Annotated in this window: 23 protein-coding genes; 11 read left to right on the top strand and 12 right to left on the bottom strand. The window is 63.8% G+C overall.

The features are described 5' to 3' along the window. Nucleotides 1-7: 7 nt before the first annotated feature. A complete protein-coding gene (locus tag ACF8C6_RS13825; protein WP_392499823.1) occupies nucleotides 8-1,261 on the bottom strand; it encodes an NAD(P)/FAD-dependent oxidoreductase in 1,254 nt (417 codons plus the stop codon). A gap of 141 nt (nucleotides 1,262-1,402) precedes the next feature. Here ACF8C6_RS13825 and chrA point away from each other — a divergent pair, with 141 nt between their 5' ends. Together chrA and ACF8C6_RS13815 are read left to right on the top strand one after the other, a co-directional pair. Continuing rightward, on the top strand, nucleotides 1,403-2,749 hold the full coding sequence (gene chrA, locus ACF8C6_RS13820; RefSeq protein ID WP_392499949.1) for a chromate efflux transporter: 1,347 nt from the start codon (nucleotides 1,403-1,405) through the stop codon (nucleotides 2,747-2,749). A gap of 56 nt (nucleotides 2,750-2,805) precedes the next feature. Continuing rightward, on the top strand, nucleotides 2,806-4,371 hold the full coding sequence (locus ACF8C6_RS13815) for a diguanylate cyclase (protein WP_392499822.1): 1,566 nt from the start codon (nucleotides 2,806-2,808) through the stop codon (nucleotides 4,369-4,371). On the opposite strand, the gene ACF8C6_RS13810 is transcribed toward ACF8C6_RS13815, so the two are convergent. Next, a complete protein-coding gene (locus tag ACF8C6_RS13810) occupies nucleotides 4,350-5,066 on the bottom strand; it encodes an aspartate/glutamate racemase family protein (protein ID WP_392499821.1) in 717 nt (238 codons plus the stop codon). The genes ACF8C6_RS13815 and ACF8C6_RS13810 overlap by 22 nt on opposite strands. Nucleotides 5,067-5,231: 165 nt before the next feature. On the opposite strand from ACF8C6_RS13810, the gene ACF8C6_RS13805 reads away from it, so the two are divergent. Continuing rightward, nucleotides 5,232-6,116, top strand: coding sequence for a pseudouridine synthase (locus tag ACF8C6_RS13805; RefSeq protein ID WP_392499820.1), 885 nt, complete (start codon nucleotides 5,232-5,234; stop codon nucleotides 6,114-6,116). On the opposite strand, the gene ACF8C6_RS13800 is transcribed toward ACF8C6_RS13805, so the two are convergent. After that, on the bottom strand, nucleotides 6,117-7,031 hold the full coding sequence (locus tag ACF8C6_RS13800; RefSeq protein WP_392499819.1) for an AraC family transcriptional regulator N-terminal domain-containing protein: 915 nt from the start codon (nucleotides 7,029-7,031) through the stop codon (nucleotides 6,117-6,119). 109 nt (nucleotides 7,032-7,140) lie between these two features. Then, on the bottom strand, nucleotides 7,141-7,881 hold the full coding sequence (locus ACF8C6_RS13795; RefSeq protein WP_392499818.1) for a substrate-binding periplasmic protein: 741 nt from the start codon (nucleotides 7,879-7,881) through the stop codon (nucleotides 7,141-7,143). 264 nt (nucleotides 7,882-8,145) lie between these two features. Between ACF8C6_RS13795 and ACF8C6_RS13790 the strand changes: the two genes are divergently transcribed. Next, nucleotides 8,146-8,457, top strand: coding sequence for a putative quinol monooxygenase (locus ACF8C6_RS13790; protein ID WP_392499817.1), 312 nt, complete (start codon nucleotides 8,146-8,148; stop codon nucleotides 8,455-8,457). Nucleotides 8,458-8,464: 7 nt separating this feature from the next. Here the strand turns inward: ACF8C6_RS13790 and ACF8C6_RS13785 are convergent, their stop codons facing one another. Beyond that, nucleotides 8,465-8,761, bottom strand: a complete 297-nt coding sequence (locus ACF8C6_RS13785; RefSeq protein WP_392499816.1) for an I78 family peptidase inhibitor — start codon at nucleotides 8,759-8,761, stop codon at nucleotides 8,465-8,467. A 66-nt stretch (nucleotides 8,762-8,827) separates the two neighbouring features. After that, nucleotides 8,828-9,427 carry a short chain dehydrogenase gene (locus ACF8C6_RS13780; RefSeq protein WP_392499815.1) on the bottom strand — a complete coding sequence of 200 codons (600 nt, stop codon included), beginning with the start codon at nucleotides 9,425-9,427 and terminating at the stop codon, nucleotides 8,828-8,830. Between the two features lie 113 nt (nucleotides 9,428-9,540). On the opposite strand from ACF8C6_RS13780, the gene ACF8C6_RS13775 reads away from it, so the two are divergent. Then, entirely contained in the window at nucleotides 9,541-10,455 is a 915-nt protein-coding gene (locus tag ACF8C6_RS13775) for a LysR family transcriptional regulator (protein WP_392499814.1), read from the top strand. Here the strand turns inward: ACF8C6_RS13775 and ACF8C6_RS13770 are convergent. Beyond that, nucleotides 10,445-11,368 (bottom strand): LysR substrate-binding domain-containing protein, encoded by a 924-nt coding sequence (locus tag ACF8C6_RS13770; RefSeq protein ID WP_392499813.1) that lies wholly within the window; start codon nucleotides 11,366-11,368, stop codon nucleotides 10,445-10,447. The genes ACF8C6_RS13775 and ACF8C6_RS13770 overlap by 11 nt on opposite strands. Nucleotides 11,369-11,477: 109 nt before the next feature. Between ACF8C6_RS13770 and ACF8C6_RS13765 the strand changes: the two genes are divergently transcribed. The 4 genes from ACF8C6_RS13765 (at nucleotide 11,478) to ACF8C6_RS13750 (ending at nucleotide 14,235) form a co-directional block, all read left to right on the top strand. Further along, nucleotides 11,478-12,320 (top strand): type 1 glutamine amidotransferase domain-containing protein, encoded by an 843-nt coding sequence (locus tag ACF8C6_RS13765; RefSeq protein WP_392499812.1) that lies wholly within the window; start codon nucleotides 11,478-11,480, stop codon nucleotides 12,318-12,320. Nucleotides 12,321-12,464: 144 nt separating this feature from the next. Next, a complete protein-coding gene (locus ACF8C6_RS13760) occupies nucleotides 12,465-13,148 on the top strand; it encodes a type 1 glutamine amidotransferase domain-containing protein (RefSeq protein ID WP_392499811.1) in 684 nt (227 codons plus the stop codon). Between the two features lie 3 nt (nucleotides 13,149-13,151). Continuing rightward, on the top strand, nucleotides 13,152-13,571 hold the full coding sequence (locus tag ACF8C6_RS13755; protein WP_392499810.1) for a VOC family protein: 420 nt from the start codon (nucleotides 13,152-13,154) through the stop codon (nucleotides 13,569-13,571). A 7-nt stretch (nucleotides 13,572-13,578) separates the two neighbouring features. Beyond that, nucleotides 13,579-14,235, top strand: a complete 657-nt coding sequence (locus tag ACF8C6_RS13750) for a cupin domain-containing protein (protein ID WP_392499809.1) — start codon at nucleotides 13,579-13,581, stop codon at nucleotides 14,233-14,235. On the opposite strand, the gene ACF8C6_RS13745 is transcribed toward ACF8C6_RS13750, so the two are convergent. Beyond that, nucleotides 14,232-15,461, bottom strand: a complete 1,230-nt coding sequence (locus ACF8C6_RS13745) for an NADH:flavin oxidoreductase/NADH oxidase family protein (protein WP_392499808.1) — start codon at nucleotides 15,459-15,461, stop codon at nucleotides 14,232-14,234. The two genes, ACF8C6_RS13750 and ACF8C6_RS13745, sit on opposite strands and share 4 nt — an antisense overlap. 300 nt (nucleotides 15,462-15,761) lie before the next feature. On the opposite strand from ACF8C6_RS13745, the gene ACF8C6_RS13740 reads away from it, so the two are divergent. Both ACF8C6_RS13740 and ACF8C6_RS13735 read left to right on the top strand, forming a co-directional pair. Next, nucleotides 15,762-16,193, top strand: coding sequence for a MerR family transcriptional regulator (locus tag ACF8C6_RS13740; RefSeq protein WP_392499807.1), 432 nt, complete (start codon nucleotides 15,762-15,764; stop codon nucleotides 16,191-16,193). A 33-nt stretch (nucleotides 16,194-16,226) separates the two neighbouring features. Next, the gene (locus tag ACF8C6_RS13735; RefSeq protein ID WP_392499806.1) at nucleotides 16,227-18,587 is read left to right on the top strand and encodes a DNA polymerase II; all 2,361 of its coding nucleotides are present in this window, start codon (nucleotides 16,227-16,229) and stop codon (nucleotides 18,585-18,587) included. A gap of 108 nt (nucleotides 18,588-18,695) precedes the next feature. Here ACF8C6_RS13735 and ACF8C6_RS13730 read toward each other — a convergent pair whose 3' ends face one another. From ACF8C6_RS13730 to ACF8C6_RS13715, 4 genes are all read right to left on the bottom strand, one after another. Next, the gene (locus ACF8C6_RS13730) at nucleotides 18,696-18,986 is read right to left on the bottom strand and encodes a type II toxin-antitoxin system RelE/ParE family toxin (RefSeq protein WP_392499805.1); all 291 of its coding nucleotides are present in this window, start codon (nucleotides 18,984-18,986) and stop codon (nucleotides 18,696-18,698) included. Beyond that, nucleotides 18,983-19,255: a CopG family ribbon-helix-helix protein gene (locus tag ACF8C6_RS13725; RefSeq protein WP_392499804.1), complete on the bottom strand. Its 273-nt coding sequence runs from the start codon at nucleotides 19,253-19,255 to the stop codon at nucleotides 18,983-18,985. The genes ACF8C6_RS13730 and ACF8C6_RS13725 overlap by 4 nt, the downstream gene beginning before the upstream one ends. Before the next feature lie 154 nt (nucleotides 19,256-19,409). Further along, entirely contained in the window at nucleotides 19,410-20,213 is an 804-nt protein-coding gene (locus ACF8C6_RS13720; protein ID WP_392499803.1) for a putative phage abortive infection protein, read from the bottom strand. A gap of 99 nt (nucleotides 20,214-20,312) precedes the next feature. Then, complete coding sequence (locus ACF8C6_RS13715) at nucleotides 20,313-20,828, bottom strand: hypothetical protein (protein WP_392499802.1); 516 nt, start codon at nucleotides 20,826-20,828, stop codon at nucleotides 20,313-20,315. Between the last annotated feature and the right edge of the window lie 53 nt (nucleotides 20,829-20,881).

Genomic DNA, 20,881 nt, shown 5'->3' with positions numbered 1-20,881 from the left:
GGCCGTCTCAGGCCTGGGCTGGCGGCAACAGTTCCTTGAGCGGTTGGCTGTCATCGGCCAGCTGCTCGGAACTCACGCTGATGCCTTCGGCCACCAGACGCTTGGCGGCAATGAAGTCCTGCGGGCGATTGACCGTGTCGGCGGCCAGCAGCTTGTCGCCCTTGAGGTAGAACGCGCTGAAGCTGTCGGTCTGCGGGTCGCCACGCAGCACCAGACGCTCGAATCCTTCAGCCAGGCCGACCATCTTCAGTTTCAGCTCGTACTGATCGGACCAGAACCAGGGCACCGAGGCGTAGCGTTTGTCTTTGCCGGCCATGTTGGCGGCGGCGACGCGTGACTGCTCCAGGGCATTGGGCACCGACTCCAGGCGCAGGCGGCGGCCGAGCAGGGAGTTGGGATGGTTGGTGCAGTCGCCGGCGGCGAAGATCAGCGGGTCGCTGGTGCAGGCGTGCTCGTCGACCAGGATGCCGTTATCGACTTCCAGCCCGGCTTCGGCGGCCAGTTCGGTATTGGCGAGCAGGCCGATACCGACCACCACCAGGTCGGTGTCCAGGCGGCTGCCATCGGCGCAGATCACGGCCGTCACCGCATCATCGGCGACGTCCAGATCAGCCACCTGCACGTTGGTGCGGATGTCCACTCCGGCTTCACGATGCTTGCGCTCGTAGTAGGCCGACAACTCGGCGGCGGTGACGCGCTGCAGTACGCGCGGCAGGGCCTCCAGCACGGTCACCTGCAAGCCCAGGGTGATGGCCGAGGCGGCAACTTCCAGGCCGATATAACCGCCGCCGACGATGGTCAGGCGCTTGCCGGCGCTCATCTGCTCGCGGATGTGCTCGACATCGTCGAGGGTGCGCAGGTAGTGGAAGTTGCTGCAGCGTTCGGCGGCTGCGGCGTTCGGCACGCTCAGCGGGCGCGGTCGGCCGCCGGTGGCGATGGCCAGTTTGTCATAGCTCAGCTGTTGGCCATCGGCCAGCTCCAGGCGCTGGTTGGCGCGGTCGATACGGGTGACGCGCACGCCACCGAGAAACTCGACAGAGGCCCTGTCATAGGCTGCCTGCGGGCGAATCGACAGGCTGCTCTTCTCCACGCTGCCCGCCAGGTAGGCCTTGGACAGTGGCGGACGGTGATAGGGCAGGTGGGCTTCCTCGCCGAGCAGCAGAATGCGCCCGGCCCAGCCTTCGTTGCGCAAGGCGATGGCCAGTTCGCCGCCGGCGTGGCCGGCACCGATGATGATGGCGGTGGAGGATGCTTCAGTCATGTCGAGCCTCGGTCGGGAAAACAGGCCGTTAGTGTATGCAGGTGTGCAGGCCAAGTCCCGGCCGAAGATGCCATTCGTCATGCCCGCTTCACCCGGATATGGCAGCATGCGCGAAATTTACGGGGGGCGATCATGCAAGCAATGGATGAGGCGACGAAGCCGCTGCCGCTGAGCTGGGGCGCGGCGGTGCTGTTCTGGCTCAAGCTGGGTTTTATCAGTTTTGGCGGCCCTGCAGGACAGATCGCCATCATGCATCAGGAGCTGGTGGAGCGGCGGCGCTGGCTGTCCGAGCGGCGCTTCCTGCATGCACTGAACTACTGCATGTTGCTGCCGGGGCCGGAGGCCCAGCAACTGGCCACCTACATAGGTTGGCTGATGCACCGCAGCTGGGGGGGAGTGATTGCCGGCGCGCTGTTCGTGTTGCCGTCGCTGCTGATTCTGATTGTGCTGTCCTGGGTCTATATCGCCTTTGGCGACTTGCCGCTGGTGGCGGGCATCTTCTACGGCATCAAGCCGGCGGTGACGGCCATTGTGGTGCAGGCCGCATTGCGCATCGGTTCCCGTGCACTGCGCAATAGCTGGCTGTGGGGCATCGCGGGGGCATCCTTCGTGGCTATTTTTGCCATGCAGCTGCCTTTCCCGCTGATCGTGCTGGGCGCGGCCGTGCTGGGTTATCTCGGTGGCAAGCTGGCGCCGCAACGCTTCGCCCTGGGGGGCGGCCATGCTGCCGGCAGCCCGTCCTACGGTGTGGCATTGATCGACGACCATACGCCACCGCCGCCGCATACCCGCTTTCGCTGGGGACGCCTGGCGCTGCTGCTGGTGCTGGGGGCTTTGCTCTGGCTGTTGCCGATGGGGCTGCTGACGCTGTTGTTCGGCTGGCAGGGAACGCTAACGCAGATGGGCTGGTTCTTCACCAAGGCCGCGCTGCTGACCTTTGGTGGCGCCTATGCGGTGTTGCCGTATGTGTACCAAGGTGCGGTGATGCATTACGGCTGGCTGACGCCGGGCCAGATGATCGATGGCCTGGCCCTGGGCGAAACCACACCGGGGCCGCTGATCATGGTGGTGGCCTTCGTGGCTTTCGTCGGCGCTTATGCACAGCCGCTGTTTGGTGGCGACTCGGCTTTTGTCAGCGGAGCCCTGGCGGCCTGCCTGGTTACCTGGTTTACCTTTTTGCCGTCCTTCCTGTTTATCCTCATCGGCGGGCCGCTGGTAGAGTCGACCCACGGCGAGCTGAAGTTCACCGCGCCGCTCACTGCCATCACGGCGGCAGTGGTAGGGGTGATTCTCAACCTGGCACTGTTCTTTGCCTACCATGTGCTCTGGCCACAAGGTTTTGCCGGCGCTTTCGACGGGTTCTCGGCGCTGCTGTCGATCGGTGCGGCTCTGGCCCTGCTGAAGTTCAAGCGTGGGGTTATCGAGGTGCTGCTGGTCTGCGCGTTGCTTGGCTTGGCGTTCCATCTGAGTGGTTTTTCCTATAGTTGAGTCATCCGGGTACGAGACACGGGCACAAATGGATGGGCAGTAGTGCAGACACGGGCGTGAAGCAGTGGCGCTGGTGGCAGCGGCCTCGGGTGTTGCCGTTGGCGCGTACCTTCGTGGTGCTGGTCTGCCTGTCACTGGTGCTGACCGATGGCTGGCTGATCTGGCAGGCACGCCAGGTACAGCTGCGTTCCGCCGCGGCGGATACTTCCAACCTGGCCCAGGCGCTGGCCCGGCAGACCGCCGACATGATGAAGAAAGCCGATATCGTGCTGGGCGACCTGATCGAGCGCCTGCAGGTGGATGGCACCGGCCCTGAGCAGATGCAGCGGCTGCAGCGGTTGATGCAGCGCCAGGTGCTGGAACAGCCCGAGTTGCATGGCCTGTTTGTCTACGGCACCGATGGCCGCTGGTTGGTCAGCTCGTTCGGCCAGCCGCCGCGTGACATCAGCAGCGCTGACCGCGCGTACTTCAGCCACCATGTCGAGCAGCCCTATGGCAATGACTTGTTCATCGGCGCGCCGATCCGCAGTCGCACCACGGGTGATTGGATCATTCCACTGTCCCGGCGTGTGGCGGATGCCCAGGGGCGTTTTCTCGGCGTGGCGCTGGCAACCTTGTCGGTGGATTTTCTGAGCGGCTTCTATGCCACGTTCGATGTCGGCAGCAATGGCCTGATCGACCTGGTGCATAACGACGGCACCGTCCTGCTACGCTCGCCCTACAGCGAGGATGCACTGGGCAGCAATGTGTCCAAGGGCGGGATATTCAGCCGTCTCTTGGAGCAACAGCCTGTGGGTACCGCCATGCTGGAGTCGATCGGTGATGGCGTGCCGCGTTTGTTCAGCTATCGCACGGTCAACGGTCATCCGCTGGTGGTGATTACCGGATCGGCCAAGGACGACATCCTCGCAGGATGGCGCGCCGACTCCCTGCGCCAGATCACAGTGGTGGGGCTGATGGCCACCATGCTGGGTTTGTTTGGCTTTTACCTGTTGCACCTCATCAAGCAGGGGCAGCAAACCCAGGCCGAGCTGCTGGCGACCCGCGATGCCCTGCATGCCCTCAACCAGCGCCTGGAAACCCAGGCGCTGGAGGACGAGCTGACCGGCCTGGCCAATCGCCGGCGTCTCATGCGAGCCCTGGACGATGAACTTGCCCGTGCCGTTCGTGACCAGCTGCCGCTGGCGCTGATTCTGTTCGATGTGGATTTCTTCAAACAGTACAACGATATCTATGGCCACTCGGCGGGCGACGAGTGCCTGCGCCAGGTGGCCGAGGTGATTCGCTCCGGGCAGCAGCGCCCGGCCGATCTGGCCGCCCGTTACGGCGGTGAAGAGTTCTGTTTACTGCTGCCGGAAACCGATGCGGCCGGTGCCGTGCAGGTGGCGGAGCAGATTCGCAGCGCACTGCAGGCCCGTGCTCTGCCGCACGCAGGCGCGCCCTGGTTGCACCTGAGCCTGAGCGCCGGGGTCAATGTCTGCCTGCCGCAACCGGGGGTGGTGGACGACCACACTTCTGCGGCCCTGATTCATGGGGCAGACCAGGCGCTGTATGCGGCCAAGGCCGCCGGACGGGATCGCGTGCGGCTGTTCGCCGAGGCCTACGAGCAAACGCCTGGCTGATCGGTGTCGAGCGCCTTTTCGGCCGCCGCCAGCGCATGCAGGCGCGTGGTATCGAACAGGGGCACGCTGGCATCCGCTGCATCGACCAGCAGGCCGATTTCGGTACAGCCGAGAATGACCGCCTGTGCGCCGCGTTCGACCAGGTCCGCGATGACCTGACGATAGGCCAGGCGTGACGCCTGGCGTATCTGCCCCAGACACAGCTCTTCGTAGATCACCCGATGCACCTGCTCGCGCTGCTTGGCCTCCGGTATCAGCACCTCGATGCCATGAAGCTGCTGCAGGCGCTCGCGGTAGAAGTCCTGCTCCATGGTGAAGCGGGTGCCGAGCAGGCCGACCCGTTGCAGGCCGGCGGCGCGAATGGCGGCGGCGGTCGGGTCGGCAATATGCAACAAGGGGATGTCCACGGCGGCTTCGATGGCATCCGCCACCTTGTGCATGGTGTTGGTTGCCAGCACCAGAAACGCCGCCCCGGCACGCTGCAGCGCCTGCGCCGCCTCGGCCAGGCGGGCGCCGGCGGCGGCCCAGTCGCCGTGGTGCTGCAGGCGCTCGATCTCATGGAAGTCGACGCTGTACAGCACCAGGCGGGCCGAGTGCAGACCGCCCAGGCGCTCGCGTATGGTTTCGTTGATCTGCCGGTAATAGGGCAGGGTGGACTCCCAGCTCATGCCGCCGATCAGGCCGATGGTCTGCATCGCTTCGCTCCTCCAGGGTTGCTGCCAGATCCTGCACTAACCGGCTGGCGTGGGGCAGGTACAGTCGCGGGACAAATACCCGAACCACTGTGCGCTTGTTGTGGCGGGCAGCGTTTTGCCGTCGCCTGAGGAATAATGCACGGCTTTCGCCCGCCAGGATTAGCGATGTCATCCCGTCCCTTGCACGTTCGCCCCAGCTACCTGCACCTGCCCGCCGGCGACTGGGCCACGGTGCTCGATTGCCTGTGCGATCGTTTCCCGCAGATTTCCCGGCAGACCTGGCTGCAGCGCATGGCCCGTGGTCTGGTGCTGGATGCCGAGGATCGCCCGTTGGGCCCTGACGAACCTTATCGCGAGGCGCTGCGGGTGCAGTATTTTCGCGAGATCGCCAACGAGCGAGAGATTCCTTTTGCCGCTCGCATCCTGCACCAGGACGAACACATCCTGATCGCCGACAAACCGCATTTTCTGCCGGTGATGCCGGCCGGCGACTACGCCGAACAGACGCTGCTCACCCGCCTGGTGCGCGAGACCGGCAATGCGCACCTGGCGCCGCTGCACCGTATCGACCGGCATACCGCCGGGCTGGTGCTGTTCTCCAGCAACCCGCAGACCCGCGGCGCCTACCAGGCATTGTTTCGCGAGCGGCGCATCGACAAGGTCTACCAGGCCATCGCCCCGGCCTTGCCGCAGTATGAATTCCCGCTGCGCCGCCGGTCGCGGCTGGAAAAGGGCGAGCCGTTCTTCCGCATGCGCGAAGTGCCCGGTGAGGCCAACAGCGAAACCCTGCTGGAGGTGCTGGAGCGTCACGGCGAGCTGTGGCGCTACCGCCTGTGGCCGATCACCGGCAAACAGCACCAGCTGCGCGTGCACATGGCGGCGCTGGGTGCGGCGATCTGCAACGACAGCTTCTACCCGCTGCTGACCGACGAAAAGGGCGTGGATGATTTCAGCCGCCCGCTCAAGCTGCTGGCCCAGGCGCTGAGCTTCGACGACCCGCTGACCGGCGAGCGGCGGCAGTTCCGCAGCGAGCTGGAGCTGGCCTGGTAGTCAGCCCGTTTCCCGCAGCCGGGCCAGGTCGCGAATCGGCGGCGCGCCGAACAGGCGGCTGTATTCGCGGCTGAACTGCGAGGGGCTCTCATAGCCGACTCTATAGCCGGCACTGGAGACGTCCAAGTGCTCGCACAACATCAGGCGTCGCGCTTCCTGCAGGCGCAGTTGCTTCTGGTACTGCAGCGGGCTCATGGCGGTCACCGCCTTGAAGCGGTGGTGCAGGGTCGAGGTGCTGAGGTTGGCCTCGCGGGCCAGGTCGTCGATGCGCAGCGGCTTGTGGTAGTTGAGGTTGAGCCATTCGATGGCGCGGTTGACCCGGTGCGCCTGGCTGTCGGCCGTGGCGATGTCGCGTAGAAGCTGGCCCTGCGGGCTGCACAACAGGCGATAGAGAATTTCGCGACGAATCAGCGGGGCCAGCATGGGGATGTCGCGGGGCGTGTCCAGCAGGCGCAGCAGGCGGATCAGCGCATCCAGCAGCGGTTGATCCATGCGGTCGACATGCAGGCCGCGACCACTGCTGCGCTTGGTCACGGCAATCGGGCCGGCGCTGCTGATCAGCTCGCCCAGCTCCAGCGGGTCGAGGTCCAGGCGCAGGCTCAGGTAGGGCGCAGCGTTCGATGCCTGGGTCACCTCGCCGGTGACCGGCAGGGTGACCGAAGCCACCAGGTAATGCAGCGGGTCGTAGACAAAGCATTCCTCTTCCAGCCGCACCACTTTCTGCCCCTGGGCCATGACGCACAGGGCCGGGCGATACAGGCAGTGGGTGATGGGCGAAGGCTCGCTGGCGCGAAACAGCACCAGATCGGCAATGGCGCTCTCGTGGATGCCGTCTTCCCGGGCAATTTGGGCAATGAGCTTGGCCAGTTCCCGGCGTTGCGCTTCCAGGCTGGTTTCGATCGCGGCTGCAGACATGGGCGTTCCTCCAGAATGGGCGCAGCTTAGCCAGCGGCTGCGGGCCTGTCCCGCGTGGATGGGAAGATCGGCAGGATTGGGCAAGCGCTGCGCAGAATCGTGCAGACCCTTAGTGTGCGTACAGGGCTTGCAGGCGCTGGTAGCGGCCGTCGCGGATCAATTGGGCAAGCGCCTGGCGCCAGCGTGTCACTTCGCCTGCGGGGGTATCGATGGACAGCGCGATATAGCCTTCGTCGCGGCCCAGCGAGACAGCCGTCGCCGTGACATCTGCTGCAGCGACCTTGGCTTCGGCCAATTTGCGTTGCAGGTCGCTGTCGGCCGAGGCCACCAGTTGTACGCGACCTGCGGCCAGCATGCGGAAACAGCCGGCATAGGAGTTGGCCCTGTGCACCTGGGTGAAGGCGCGGTCGCTGAGCAGGCTGTCGTGCGAGCTGCCGTTGAGCACGCAGACGGGGAGTGTGACGGCGTCTTCCATCACGCGGATGTTGGTTGGCTCGGCCTTCAGCTCGTAGAAGTAGTCGGTTTCCTGCAGCGTGGGGCCGACCCAGTGCACTAGGCTTTCACGCTCGCGGGTGCGGCTGAGGTTGAACAGCACCACATTAGCGCGTGACTGCACCATCTTCAGCCCGCGTGCCAGGGGGACTTCGAGGATGGGGGCGGGTTGCTGCAACTCGTCCAGCAAGGCACGCACCAGTTCCACGTAGAAGGCGCGCTTGCCACCATGTGGATGTCCGCGCAGCTCGCCGTCGATCACGCTGGCCTGGCTGCCCAGGCTGTGGGTATAGATCTGCCAGTCCGCACTCTGGGCGGGTAGCGCCGCAAACAGCAGGAGTAGCAGCAGTCTGTTCAAGGGCGATCTCGTCTGCAGGAACCGGACGCAGGTTGCAATGTCCGGGCCGTTATTGCAAACCGCTGCAGATTTTCCGCGCCAGGCAGGATCGTGCAAGTCATAGGCAGCATCTGGTTAACGCCCCGGGCCAAGGCGCAGGCACTCTGCAGGACAGGCGCTGTTCATCATCAGCGGGTGTTCATCTTGCACATTGCACGAGTACAGCCGCTGCAACAGTCATGTTCATGGGCTCTCAACTGAGCGCTCCTTGCGGAGGATGAGTGGATGAAGCGAGCAATCATTGGCCTGGCCAGTTTTCAGGCGCGCGAGGGGGGCGGCGCACAGCTTGGTCTGCACCTGGGGGAGTTGCGGCTGCAGGTGCAGGGCGATGTGGAGTGCCTGGGGTGTGAACTGCACCAGGGCCTGCAGGGCCGTGACCACTGGTTGCTGCGTAGCCTCTGGCACTCCGAGGAGGCGTTGCAGGCACACCTGGGCCTGCCGCACATGCAAGTGCTCGGGCAGTTGATGGGCAGCGGCCTGATTCGGCACATGGCGCTGCGCATCGAGCAGTCCGCGGTGCAAAGCCCGGCGGCCTAGCGCAGGATCAGCCGCAACTCAGACGCACGATGGTGTCGGCGTCGTCGATGTCGATGTTCAGGCGCTGCGGGTTGTAGTCCATAGTCACCGGTTGGTTGGGCTGGGTGACGCGCAGGTACTTGGCACCGGATTCCACGCGGGCTTCATCGGCCATCTCGGTGGTGATGCGCTTGTCGACGAAGTGCTGCACCGCTTCGGCGTTGCAGCGACCGTCGCCGCTGTGCGCAGCGGACTTGGTCTCGGGGTTGGAGGAGCAGGCGGCCAGCAGGCCGCAGAGGGTCAGTAGGCTGATTGCGCGGTACATGGGGGCGTCCCTGTGTGAAACACGCCCCCACGGTGCCACCGCCAGGCCACTCAGGCAACCATGGCTTTACAGCACCCGATAGACCTGGCCGGTCTGCAGGCCTTCCGCGCTCTTGGCGTAGGCCAGCGCCACGGTGGCTGCCGGTACCGCCTTGAAGCCGCGGAAGTAGGGCCCGTAGGCCGGTAGCGACTCCTCCAGAATGGTCGGGCTCACCGCATTGATGCGCAGGCCGCGGGGTAGTTCGATGGCCGCGGCGCGGGCGAAGGCGTCGACGGCGGCGTTGACCGTGCTCACGGCGGCGCCGTAGCGGATCGGGTCTTCGCTGAGGATGCCGGAGGTGAGGGTGAAGGAGGCGCCGTCGTTGGCGAACTCGCGGCCGATCAGCACCAGGTTCACCTGGCCCATCAGCTTGTCGTTGAGGCCGACGGCAAACTCCTTTTCACCCAGCTCTTCCAGGGCGCCGAAGTGGGCGTTGCCGGCGGCGCTGATCAGCGCATCGAACGGGCCGACCTGTTCGAACAGGCGACGGATGGAGGCGGTGTCGCTGATGTCGACCTGGTACTCGCCGCTGCTGCGGCCGACGCGGATGATCTGGTGGCGTTCGCCCAGTTCGCGTTCGATGGCCTGGCCGATGGTACCGCTGGCGCCGACAAGGATGATTTTCATGATTGGACTCCCGATTGCATGGTTGATGGGGGCCAGTCTAGGGAGTCTTCTGTTGCCAATAATCCAGGCAATGTGAAACCTTTAGTTTTCATATGGAAACAATGAGCGTTGCCATGAGTGATCTGGAAGACCTGGCGGCCTTTGCCCAGCTGATCGAGCTGGGCAGCTTCACCGCAGCTGCCGAGCGCCTGGGCTGCAGCAAGGGGCAGCTGTCCAAGCGCATCAGCGCTCTGGAAAGGCGCCTGGGCAGCCAGTTGCTGCACCGCACCACACGGCGCCTGCACCTGACCGCCGCCGGCGCGGCCCTGCTGCCCGAGGCGCAGGCGCTGCAGGCCCAGGCGCAGAAAGCCTTACAGGTGGTGCAGGGGCTGCAGGAGGAGGTGGCCGGCAGTGTGCGCCTGACCGTGCCGGTGTCCCTGGGCGAGACTTTCTTCGATGCGCTGCTGCTGGATTTCGCCCGTCAGTACCCGCGGGTGCGCATCGAGCTGGACCTGGCCAACACCTACCGCGACCTGATCGCCGAGGGCTTCGATCTGGGCATCCGCTCCGGCCAGCAGCTGGACGAACGGCTGGTGGCCAGGCCGCTGTTCGCCCTGCAGGAGATCACCTGCGCCACGCCCGACTACCTGGCCTGCCACGGCACGCCGCAGGTGCCGGCACAGCTGGCCGGGCACGAGTGCCTGCTCAATACCCACTACAGCGGCTTCGCCGAGTGGCTGTATCACCGTCAGCACCAGCTGGAGCGGGTGCCGGTAGCCGGTCAACTGGCCAGCAACCATTACAGCCTGCTGAAGAAGGCGGCGCTGAATGGCGCCGGCATCGCCCGTCTGCCGTCCTACATGGTGCAGGAGGAGCTGCGCGACGGCCGCCTGCGCTGGCTGCTCAGCGATTACCAGACCCGCAGCACGCCGGTGTTTCTCGTGCATCCCTGGCAGGGCAGCCTGCCACGGCGCACCCAGGCGCTGGCGGATTACCTGCTTGGCTGGTTCGAGCGCAGCCGCCAGGTGCTCGACGGCCTCAAGGCCTGAGGGTGCCGGCCACCTGCTGAATCTGCTGGCGCAGCCAGCGGCGCAGCGGGTCGGCATCGGTGCGTTCGTGCCAGATCTGCATGACGTCCACGCGGGGCAGCTCGAGCGCCGCCGGCAGCGGCAGCAGGCGCAGCTGCGTGTCGCGCGCCGCCGCCTCTTCGGCCACCGAGCGCAGGCAGGTCAGCAGCATCTGCGTGTCGCGGATCAGGCGGGTCGGGGCGATGAAGCTGGACAGCCCGGCAGCCACCCGGCGCCGGTGGCCCAGGCGCTCCAGGGCACGGTCGACCAGGCCGTTGAGGTCGCCGGTCAGGGTCGTCAGCAGGTGTTCGCAGGCGAGAAAGGCGTCCAGGTCGAACGCCTGCGCCAGGTATGGATTGCCGGCATCCGCCAGCACCACGAAGTCTTCGGACAGCAGGCGCTGCTGGTGAAAGGTGTCCGGCAGGTTGTCGTAGAAGCCGGCGATGGCCAGGTCGCAGGTGCCTTTCTCCAGCTCTTCGCGGGGCAGCAGGCCGCGGGTGTTGTGGGTGATCAGAATCAGGTTCGGCGCCTGCGCGCGCAGGCGCGGTAGCAGGTGCGGCAGCAGGGTCTGCTCCATATAGTCGGTGGTGTAGAGGTGGATACGCTCGGCGCGCTGGAGAAAGTCGCGGCCGTCGCACTGGTCGTAGAAGGCTTCCAGCTCCGCCACCAGACGCTGCACCTGCGGCGCCAGCTGGTGCGCCCGTGGCGTCGGCGTGAGGCCTCGCGGCGCACGCACGAACAGCGGATCGCCGAAGGCATGGCGCAGCTTGTTCAGTTTGTGGCTCAGCGCCGGCTGGCTGAGCGCCATGCGCTGCGCAGCCTGGGTGGCATTGCGCTCCTGGTAGAGCACATGGAAGACCAGCAGCAGGTTGAGATCCTTGTTAGCGATATTCAATTTTTGGATACCAGGAATAAGAGCTTTCGAATTATCGAATCATAACCGTCCGCCTAAGATTCGCCTCATTCGAACGGATCACCGTTCTGCGCATTCTCTGGAGGCACCCATGAAGACCTTTCAACCGCTTGCCCTGGCCGTGCTGGCCAGCCTCATTGCCACGCCCACTTTCGCCGCCGAGCCCAAGGGCCAGGTGCTGGTGCTGCTGTCCAGCGAGAACCAGCTGGCGCTCAAGGATGGCCAGCGTTACGCCACCGGCTACTACCTCAACGAGTTCGGCGTGCCGGCCGACCGCCTGCTCAAGGCCGGTTACGAGCTGGTGCTGGTGACGCCCAAGGGCAACGCACCGAGCGTGGACGAACGATCGGTCGACCCGCAGTACTTCGGCGGCGATGCGACCGAGATGCAGCGCATCCAGCAGCTGGTGGCCGGGTTGCCGGGCATTGGCGACACACTGTCGCTGGGCGAGGTGCTGGCGGGCGACCTGAGCCAGTACGAGGGGCTGTTCATCCCCGGGGGCCACGCGCCGCTGATCGACCTGGCCAACAACCCGCAGGTCGGGGCGTTGCTGCGCCACTTCCACCAGGCCGGCAAGCCCACCGCCGCCATCTGCCATGGTCCCATCGCGTTGCTGGCGGCGCAGGCCGACCCGCAGGGCTACGAGGCGGCGCTGGTGCGCGGCGAAAAGCCGGCGGCTGCCGACTGGACCTACCAGGGCTACCGCATGACCATTTTCTCCGACCCGGAGGAAGCCGTGTTCGAGGGCTCGCTGGAGGGCGCGCGCATCCGCTACTACCCGGCACCTGCCATGGCTGCCGCCGGTGGCGACATGCAATACGCCCAGGCCTGGCAGCCGCACGTGGTGGTCGACCGCGAGCTGATCACCGGGCAGAACCCGTTCTCCGACAAGGCCCTGGCCGAAGCCCTGATCGAGCAGCTGGAGGCGCGTTGAGCCAGCCGTTAAGCCGGGCCGTTTCTACGTGCCATCCACTTTCCGAATGCCAGAAATAAAAGTTTTCGAATGTTCGAGCCGAGGCTGAGGTCCTAGCCTCTGAACCATCGCAATCGCAGCGGGCGCTGTCCCGAGGAGTTGTTCATGAAGATTCTGCTGGTCCTTACGTCCCACGACCAACTCGGCAACACCGGCCACAAGACCGGCTTCTGGCTGGAAGAGTTCGCCTCGCCCTATTACGTGTTCAAGGACGCCGGGGCGCAGCTCACCCTGGCTTCGCCCAAGGGCGGCCAGCCGCCGATCGACCCGAAGAGCGATGCCCCGGACGCGCAGACCGCTGCCACCCGGCGCTTTGCCGGCGATGCCGAGGCGCAGCAGGCACTGGCCGGCACGCTGCCGCTGGCCCAGGTGCGCGCCGAAGACTTCGATGCGCTGTTCTACCCCGGTGGCCACGGCCCGCTGTGGGACCTGGCCGAAGACGTCACCTCCATCGCCCTGATCGAGCGCTTCATCGCCCTCGGCAAGCCGGTCGGCGCCGTGTGCCATGCGCCGGGCGTGCTGCGCCACGTCAGGGCCGCCGACGGCACGCCGCTGGTGCGCGGCAAGCGTGTCACCGGTTTCAGCAACAGCGAGGAAGACGCGGTGCAGCTCAGCGATGTGGTGCCCTTCCTGGTCGAAGACATGCTCAAGGGCCACGGCGGGGTGTATGGCCGTGGTGAGGACTGGAGCAGCCACGTCGAGGTCGACGGGCTGCTGGTCACCGGGCAGAATCCTGCCTCTTCGGATGCCAGCGCCGAAGCTCTGCTGGCCCTACTCGAGCGGAACTGATCGATGAAATACCTGCATACCATGGTCCGCGTCCGTGATCTGGACGCCTCCCTGCGCTTCTACCGCGATGCTCTTGGCCTGGAAGTGGTCAAGCAGCGCGAGTATCCCCAGGGTCGTTTCACCCTGGTCTACCTGGCCGCCCCGGGCGATCACGACGCCCAGGTCGAGCTGACCTACAACTGGGACACCGAGGACTACGGCGGTGCGCGCAACTTCGGCCACCTGGCCTATCTGGTGGACGACATCTACGCCGCCTGCCAGCGTCTGCAGGAGCACGGCGTGACCATCAACCGCCCGCCGCGCGATGGCCACATGGCGTTCGTGCGTTCGCCGGATCAGATCTCCATCGAGCTGCTGCAGAAGGGCGAGCCGCTGGCACCGGCCGAGCCGTGGGCCTCCATGCCCAACGTCGGTAGCTGGTAAGCCCGGCATGCGCCTCAATGCCGACTTCAGCCTGCCGGTGGTGATCCGCCCGGGCGATGCGCCCTGGGTGGCCTCGCCGCTGCCCGGGGTGGAGCGGCAGATGCTCGACCGCATCGGTGAAGAGCTGGCGCGGGCCACGTCCATCGTGCGCTACGCGCCGGGCTCGCAGTTCAGCGCCCATGCCCACCCGGGCGGCGAGGAGTTTCTGGTGCTGGACGGGGTGTTCTCCGACGAGCGCGGCGACTACCCGGCCGGCACCTATGTGCGCAATCCCATCGGCAGCCGGCACACGCCGTTTAGCCGCGAGGGCTGCACCATTTTCGTCAAGCTGATGCAGTTCGCCGTGGAGGACACGGCCGAGGTGGTGGTCAATCACCATCACGCCGCCTGGCAGCCTGGCGCAGCGCCTGGCCTGGACGAGCTGGTGCTGCACCGCTTCGCTACCGAGCAGGTGCTTTTACAACGCTGCCCGGCCGGCACGACGGGGGCGCCGCGACATTACCCCGGCGGCGCGGAATATCTGGTCTTGCAAGGCGGCCTGCAGGACGAGCGGGGCACCTATCCGGCGGGCAGCTGGCTGCGCTGCCCGCCGGGTTTCACGCACACCCCGTTCAGTTCTGAGGGGTGCCTGCTCTGGTGCAAGACCGGGCACCTGGCGGCTTAAGCGCTGGCCATCAGGCGTTTGTACAGGCGCGTGCGCCGCGCTGTCTTGACCTGCTCGGTGAGGAAGGCGCGCAGCGGCGAAACGTTCGGTTTGCTGGCCTTGCCGTGGCTCAGGCGGCGCATCTGGAACTTCACCGTGGCCATGTAGGCCAGCGCGGCCAGGGTCTTGTTCTTCCAGCGAATCGGCGGCAGCTCGGCGCTCAGTTGCTGCTCGCCGGCCTGCCAGCGCTTGGGCAGGCCCGGCTCGATGGCCAGGGCGGTGGCGATGCCGGCCACGGCCACGCCGCTGTCCAGCACCTGTTCGACCACCGGCAGGCGGCGAATACCGCCGGTGACCATCAGTGGCATCCTGGCCACGGCGGCGATTTCCCCGGCGAACTCCAGGAAGTAGGCCTCGCGGGCCAGGGTGCGGCCGTCGCGCGCATCGCCTTGCATGGCCGGTGCCTCGTAGCTGCCACCGGAGAGTTCGACCAGATCCACCGGCAGCGCATTGAGCAGTTCGACCACACGCTTGGCATCGGCAGCGTCGAAGCCGCCGCGCTGGAAGTCTGCCGAGTTCAGCTTGACCGCCACGCAAAAGCCCGATGAGACGCGAGCGCGCACGGCCTTGACCACTTCCAGCAGGAAGCGCGCGCGGTTTTCCAGCGGGCCACCCCAGCTGTCTGTGCGCTTGTTGGTCAGCGGCGAGAGGAACTGGCTGAGCAGGTAGCCGTGCGCCGCGTGAATCTGCACACCGGTGAAGCCGGCCTGCTCGGCCAGCTCGGCGGTGCGGGCGAAACGCTGGATCAGCGCACCGATCTCTTCGTCGGTCAGCGCCTTGGGCACGGGGAACAGCTTGGACAGCCCGCCCATGTCCAGCGCCACCGCCGAGGGCGCGACGGTGGGTTGGCCAAGGTTGGCCTGCATCTGCCGGCCGGGATGGTTGATCTGCAGCCAGAACTGCGCGCCCTGGGCACGACCGATACGCGCCCACTCGCGGAATTTGTCCAGCTGCCGGTCATCTTCCAGCACCACGCCGCCGGGGCCGGTCATCGCGCGGCGGTCGATCATCACGTTGCCGCTCAGCAGCAGCCCGGCGCCGCCGTCGGCCCACGCCTGGTACAGACGCAGCAGTTCGGTCGAGGGACCTTGCGTGGCATCGGCCAGGTTTTCCTCCATCGAGGCTTTGCCGATGCGGTTGGGAAGGGTGGCGCCGTTGGGCAGTTGCAGGGGCTGGAAGGGTGACATGAGGCGGTTCTCCCGGTAGAAGGTGGGCAAAGCCTAATGTTGAAGTAAACTTTAAGGTCAATAGGGTTTCATTCGATATTTTTGCCTTGTGGGAGCGGCTCTAGCCGCGATGAGGCCCTGCAAAATGCCCCCTGATCGCGGCTAAAGCCGCTCCCACAGAGCACGTAGGTTGGGTTGAGCGCAGCGAAGCCCAACACATGAACGCTCAGACAGCTCCGATGTTGGGCTTCGGCACTTCGCGCCTTAACCTACCCAACCCTAGACCTACCAAAGACAGGCGCCCCCGCAGAGGAACCCATCATGAAAATCGGTGAACTGGCCAAGCGTTCCGGCCTGGCGGCCTCGCGCATCCGCTTCTACGAGGCCAGCGGCCTGATTTCCGCCCAGCGCCAGGCCAATGGCTATCGCGCGTACACGGAGCAGACCCTGCAAACCCTGGGCATCATCATCTGCTCGCAGCAGGCCGGCTTCAGCCTGGAGGAGATCCGCAACCTGCTGCCGGACCCTGAGGCGCAGAGCTGGCGCCACGATGAGCTGCTGGCTAGCCTGCGGCGCAAGGTCGCGGAGATCGAGGCCATGCAGCAACGCCTGGCACAGAGCAAGGCACACCTGCTGGCCATCATCGACGGCGTCGAGAGCAAGCCGGAGGGCATGGCCTGCAGCGCCAACGCCGAGCGGGTGCTGGCAGCGCTGCAGGATGAACCGGCTGCCGCGCTGCGCCGCACTCGCTAGAATCGCCGGCTGTTTTCGCGATTGGATGCTGTGGTGACTCTACAACGGGGCTTCGTTCTGACCCGCCATTGGCGCGATACCGCCGCCGGTACCGAGGTGGAGTTCTGGCTGGCCAGCGACAGCGGCCCGCAACGCGTACGCCTGCCGCTGCAAACCTCCGTCGCCTTCATCCCCGCCTCGCAGCGCGAACGGGCCGAGACCTTGCTGCAGGGCGAGCGCGGTGTGGAATTACGCCCGCTGGGGCTGCAGGATTTTCGCCGGCGCCCGGTGCTGGGGCTGTACTGCCGCTCGCACCGCCAGCTGATCAAACTGGACAAGCACCTGCGTCGTCATGGCGTGGACGTCTACGAGGCCGATATCCGCCCGCCCGAGCGTTACCTGATGGAGCGATTCATCACCGCGCCCGTGCAGTTCGCCGGCAGCCCCGACGGGGAGGGTGTGCTGCTCGATGCACGGCTCAAGCCCGACCCGGACTATCGCCCCACGCTGCGCCTGGCCTCCCTGGATATCGAAACCAGCGAGCGTGGCGACTTGTACTCCATCGCCATCGAAGGCTGCGGGCAGCGCCAGGTGTATATGCTCGGCTCAGCCCCCGGCGTGCCGGCCGAGGTGGATTTCGACCTCGAATACTGCGCCAGCCGCGCCGAGCTGCTGCAGCGCTTGAATACCTGGCTGGCCGAGCACGACCCGGATGCCATCATCGGCTGGAACCTGGTGCAGTTCGACCTGCGCGTGCTGCACGAGCATGCCCGCCAGCTGCAGGTGCCGCTGCGCCTGGGCCGGGGCGGCGACGAGATGGAATGGCGCGAGCACGTCAACCAGAAGCACTACTTCGCCTCGGCGGCCGGCCGGCTGATCATCGACGGCATCGAGGCGCTGCGCTCGGCCACCTGGAACTTCCCCTCGTTCAGCCTGGAGAGCGTGGCGCAGACGCTGCTCGGCGAGGGCAAGGCGATCGACACGCCCTATGAGCGCATGGACGAAATCAACCGCATGTTCGCCGAGGACAAGCCCGCACTGGCGCGCTACAACCTCAGGGACTGTGAACTGGTCACGCGCATCTTCGCGCACACCAAGCTGATCGACTTCCTGCTGGAGCGCTCGGCCACTACCGGCCTGGCCGCCGACCGCAGCGGCGGCTCAGTGGCGGCCTTCACCCACCTGTACCTGCCACCGATGCACCGCATGGGCTACGTCGCGCCCAACCTGGGCGAAAAGATGCCCCAGGCCAGCCCAGGCGGCTTCGTCATGAACTCGCGGCCGGGCCTGTACGAGTCGGTGCTGGTGCTGGACTACAAGAGCCTGTACCCCTCGATCATCCGCAGCTTCCTGATCGACCCGGTAGGGCTGATCGAAGGCCTGGCCCACCCGGATGACCAACACTCGGTAGAGGGCTTTCGCGGCGCCCGCTTCTCACGCAGCCAGCACTGCCTGCCGGCCATCGTCGAGCGTGTGTGGCAGGGCCGCGAGGCAGCCAAGCGCGAGGGCAACGCCGCGCTGTCGCAGGCGCTGAAAATCATCATGAACGCCTTCTACGGTGTGCTCGGCTCCAGTGGCTGCCGCTTCTTCGACACCCGCCTGGCTTCGTCCATCACCCTGCGCGGCCACGCCATCATGCGCCGCACCCGCGAGCTGATCGAAGCCCAGGGCTACCAGGTGATCTACGGCGACACCGACTCCACCTTCGTCTGGCTCAACCAGGCACATGGCGAAGAGGATGCGACACGCATCGGCAAGGCGCTGGTGCAGCAGGTCAACCACTGGTGGCGCGAACATCTGCACAGCGAATACGGCCTGACCAGCGCCCTGGAACTGCAGTACGAAACCCACTACAGCCGCTTCCTCATGCCCACCATCCGCGGCGCGGAGGAGGGTAGCAAGAAGCGCTACGCCGGCCTGGTACGGCGTGCCGACGGCAGCCACGACATGGTCTTCAAGGGCCTGGAAACCGTGCGCACCGACTGGTCGCCGCTGGCCCAGCAGTTCCAGCAGGAGCTGTATCGACGCATCTTCGAGCGGCGCCCCTATCAGGACTACGTGCGTGACTATGTGCGCCGCACCCTGGCCGGCGAACTGGATGAGCTGCTCGTCTACCGCAAGCGCCTGCGCCGCCGCCTCGACGAATACGAGCGCAACGTACCGCCCCATGTGCGCGCCGCGCGCCTGGCCGACGAACACAACCAGCGCCTGGGTCGCCCGCAGCAGTATTCACGGGGCAGCTGGATCAGCTACCTGATCACCACCGCCGGCCCGGAACCCCTGGAAAGCCGCACCGCCCGCATCGACTACGAGCACTACCTGACGCGCCAGTTGCAACCTATCGCCGACGCGATATTGCCGTTCGTGGGAGATGATTTCAGGGACTTGGTGGATAAACAGATGGGGTTGTTTTGAGACGCCGTGGAGTCTTACGAACTCCATGATTTATTGTCTCTGAGGGTTAAGCGAAGGGGCCGGCTTTAGCCGGGGCCGAGTGAGCGAAGCGAGCGACTTGACCAGTAGTTAGATGCTTTGCATGCGGTCTTCATAGTGGTGCCATATGCGAAGAATCACGATAGTTTCGGTATGGGTGGCATACCGAATTACGTATTTACCGAAAACTGCGTCACGAATAGCTTTGGGGTCTGGTGCTAATTCAACTGCGCGGCCCATTGTTGGGAATAGGCGAAGATTTTCGATGCGTGCAATGAGTTCTGTTGCTACACGTGCAGCAGCAAGGGGATCTTTTTCAGCAATGAATGCTCGGAGACGAACCAAATCTGCCACGGATTCTTCTGAGTAGACCAACTTCATTGGCCCGCCTTCGGTGGTGGCAGTTCATTGGAGCTGCCCCAGCTTTGAAGCCAGGCACTTACAGCTTCGCCGGAAACGACTCGGCCTTGCGCCACAGACTCCATAGCTTGCAGTGTTTCTTGCCAGCGGGTCTGTTCTAGCTCCTGACGCTCAAAGAATTCTCTAAGTGCTTGATTAATAAGCCAACTTTTGCTTCTGTGAAGCTTCTCTGCCATAGCTCCAAGATTTTCTTCGAGTTCTGGCTGAAGCCGGACGGTTGTGACGCTCATAGGAATGCCCTCCATACTGTTGAATGCAATGTATTACATGGTATTCATGAGGGCAAGCGGGCGCGACGTGCGGTGGGGCAATGCATCTAACGTTTGGTTAAGGGGCCGGCTTCAGCCGGTCCCAACGAGCGAAGCGAGTGATTTGAACCAGTTGTTAGCCGCTCTTGTAAGCAGAGTCTGAGTATAAAAATTTATGCTCGGGATTTAATAAATGCTCAAGTGGGACGGTTTTTAAGAGGGAGTATTTTTCTACTAGCGGTTTAAATTTCTCCTGCCCCATTTCGGTTAGGCAGTTATAGAAAAGAAGCAAGAGTTCATGGCTCGATAGCTGTGCTCTAATTAGGTTTGTGTAAAATCTTTTATCTTTAACATCGCTGCGATCGACAAGCTTCACGAGATTGTAAAGGGTTCGAAAGTAGTGGCCAATATCACTTTGGTGTCGTTGATAAAATGCTATATACGCATTCTGTAGTGCGTCAGATTCGCTGGTGATAGTGCTGATTCGCTGGTCTGCGTATTGGCCTGAGAGTGCTCTGTAGAAAAAGCTAAAGCAGTCTCTGCCCAAGAGAGGGTCTTTATTGGGGCGATGTATGTCAATGTTTTTTGTTATGTCTGCCAGTATTTCAAGTACTCGAAAAAATGAACTCTCAAAATTCTCTGATTTCATTAGTTCGTTTTGCGCGGCAAGCTGAAGTTTTTGGCCGTTCAGTTCTTTTCTTGTTTCTATTAGCTCCTCCCTTTGGAGCTTTAGCTCGTGGCGTTGCAAGTGAATGGTATAAATAAGTGTGGCAAATGCTAAGCCGGAGAAAAGCGCATTTACAGCGCCAAACATGTCACCAAAAGTCCCTCTTTCAGGTAATGGATATAGCAGTGCCCCTGAAAGTATCCACAGTCCCAATACCACCAATAGGAGCGCTACAAATGGTTTCCAGGTCACTTCTTTATCTTTTGTTTCCATTAATGTTTCTCAAGGTGGCTAACGATTAAGCTAACGGGCGGCCAAAAGCATAGCTTTTGGACGTCCAGCGAACGAAGTGAGCGATAGTTGAGCGCATTGTTAGAGCTCGCCATACTTGACTATATTGTCGAGGTGCGCCTGAGCTATGGCGGATTCTATAAACTCTTCCGTTACCCCATGCTTTTCCCAAAGCGAAAGGTATATGGGGGTTATTAGTTTATCTGTTTCTTTGAATAGCTCGATCATTGAATGCAGCTCGTCAATGATTAGGCATCTGCCTTGAGGGTGAAGTATTTTCTCTGCGTTTTCTCGAAAAAAGTTGTGTGCAAGATGGTTTCTTTTTTCTAGGGCTGACGTTAGTAGGGGATCCACGAACTCTGGTATTGATGCTTTGGAGCGCGCAGATTTTAATAGTTGCCCAAGGGTTTTTGACTCCATTCGGATGAAGGTGTCATCAAATTCCTCTCGGGTTTTTACCTCCGCCTCATCAATATGTATCGCTGCAGTAAGATTTATCAGGCTGGCCTCGAAAAGATTTGCACAGTACATAGCGAGGCCAAAAAATGCATATACCTCTTTAGGGTCTTCGTAATCTGGATCTGGGGTAGGCAGCATGCTGATGTGAGCTCTAACGTTTGGTTAAGGGGCGGGCTTTAGCCCGTCCCAGT

Origin of the sequence: Pseudomonas sp. zbq_18, assembly GCF_043102245.1 — a bacterium.
Classification (GTDB): Bacteria; Pseudomonadota; Gammaproteobacteria; order Pseudomonadales; family Pseudomonadaceae; genus Aquipseudomonas.
Note: the sequence above shows the minus strand (reverse complement) of the source record. Positions and strands in the feature narration are given on the sequence as shown.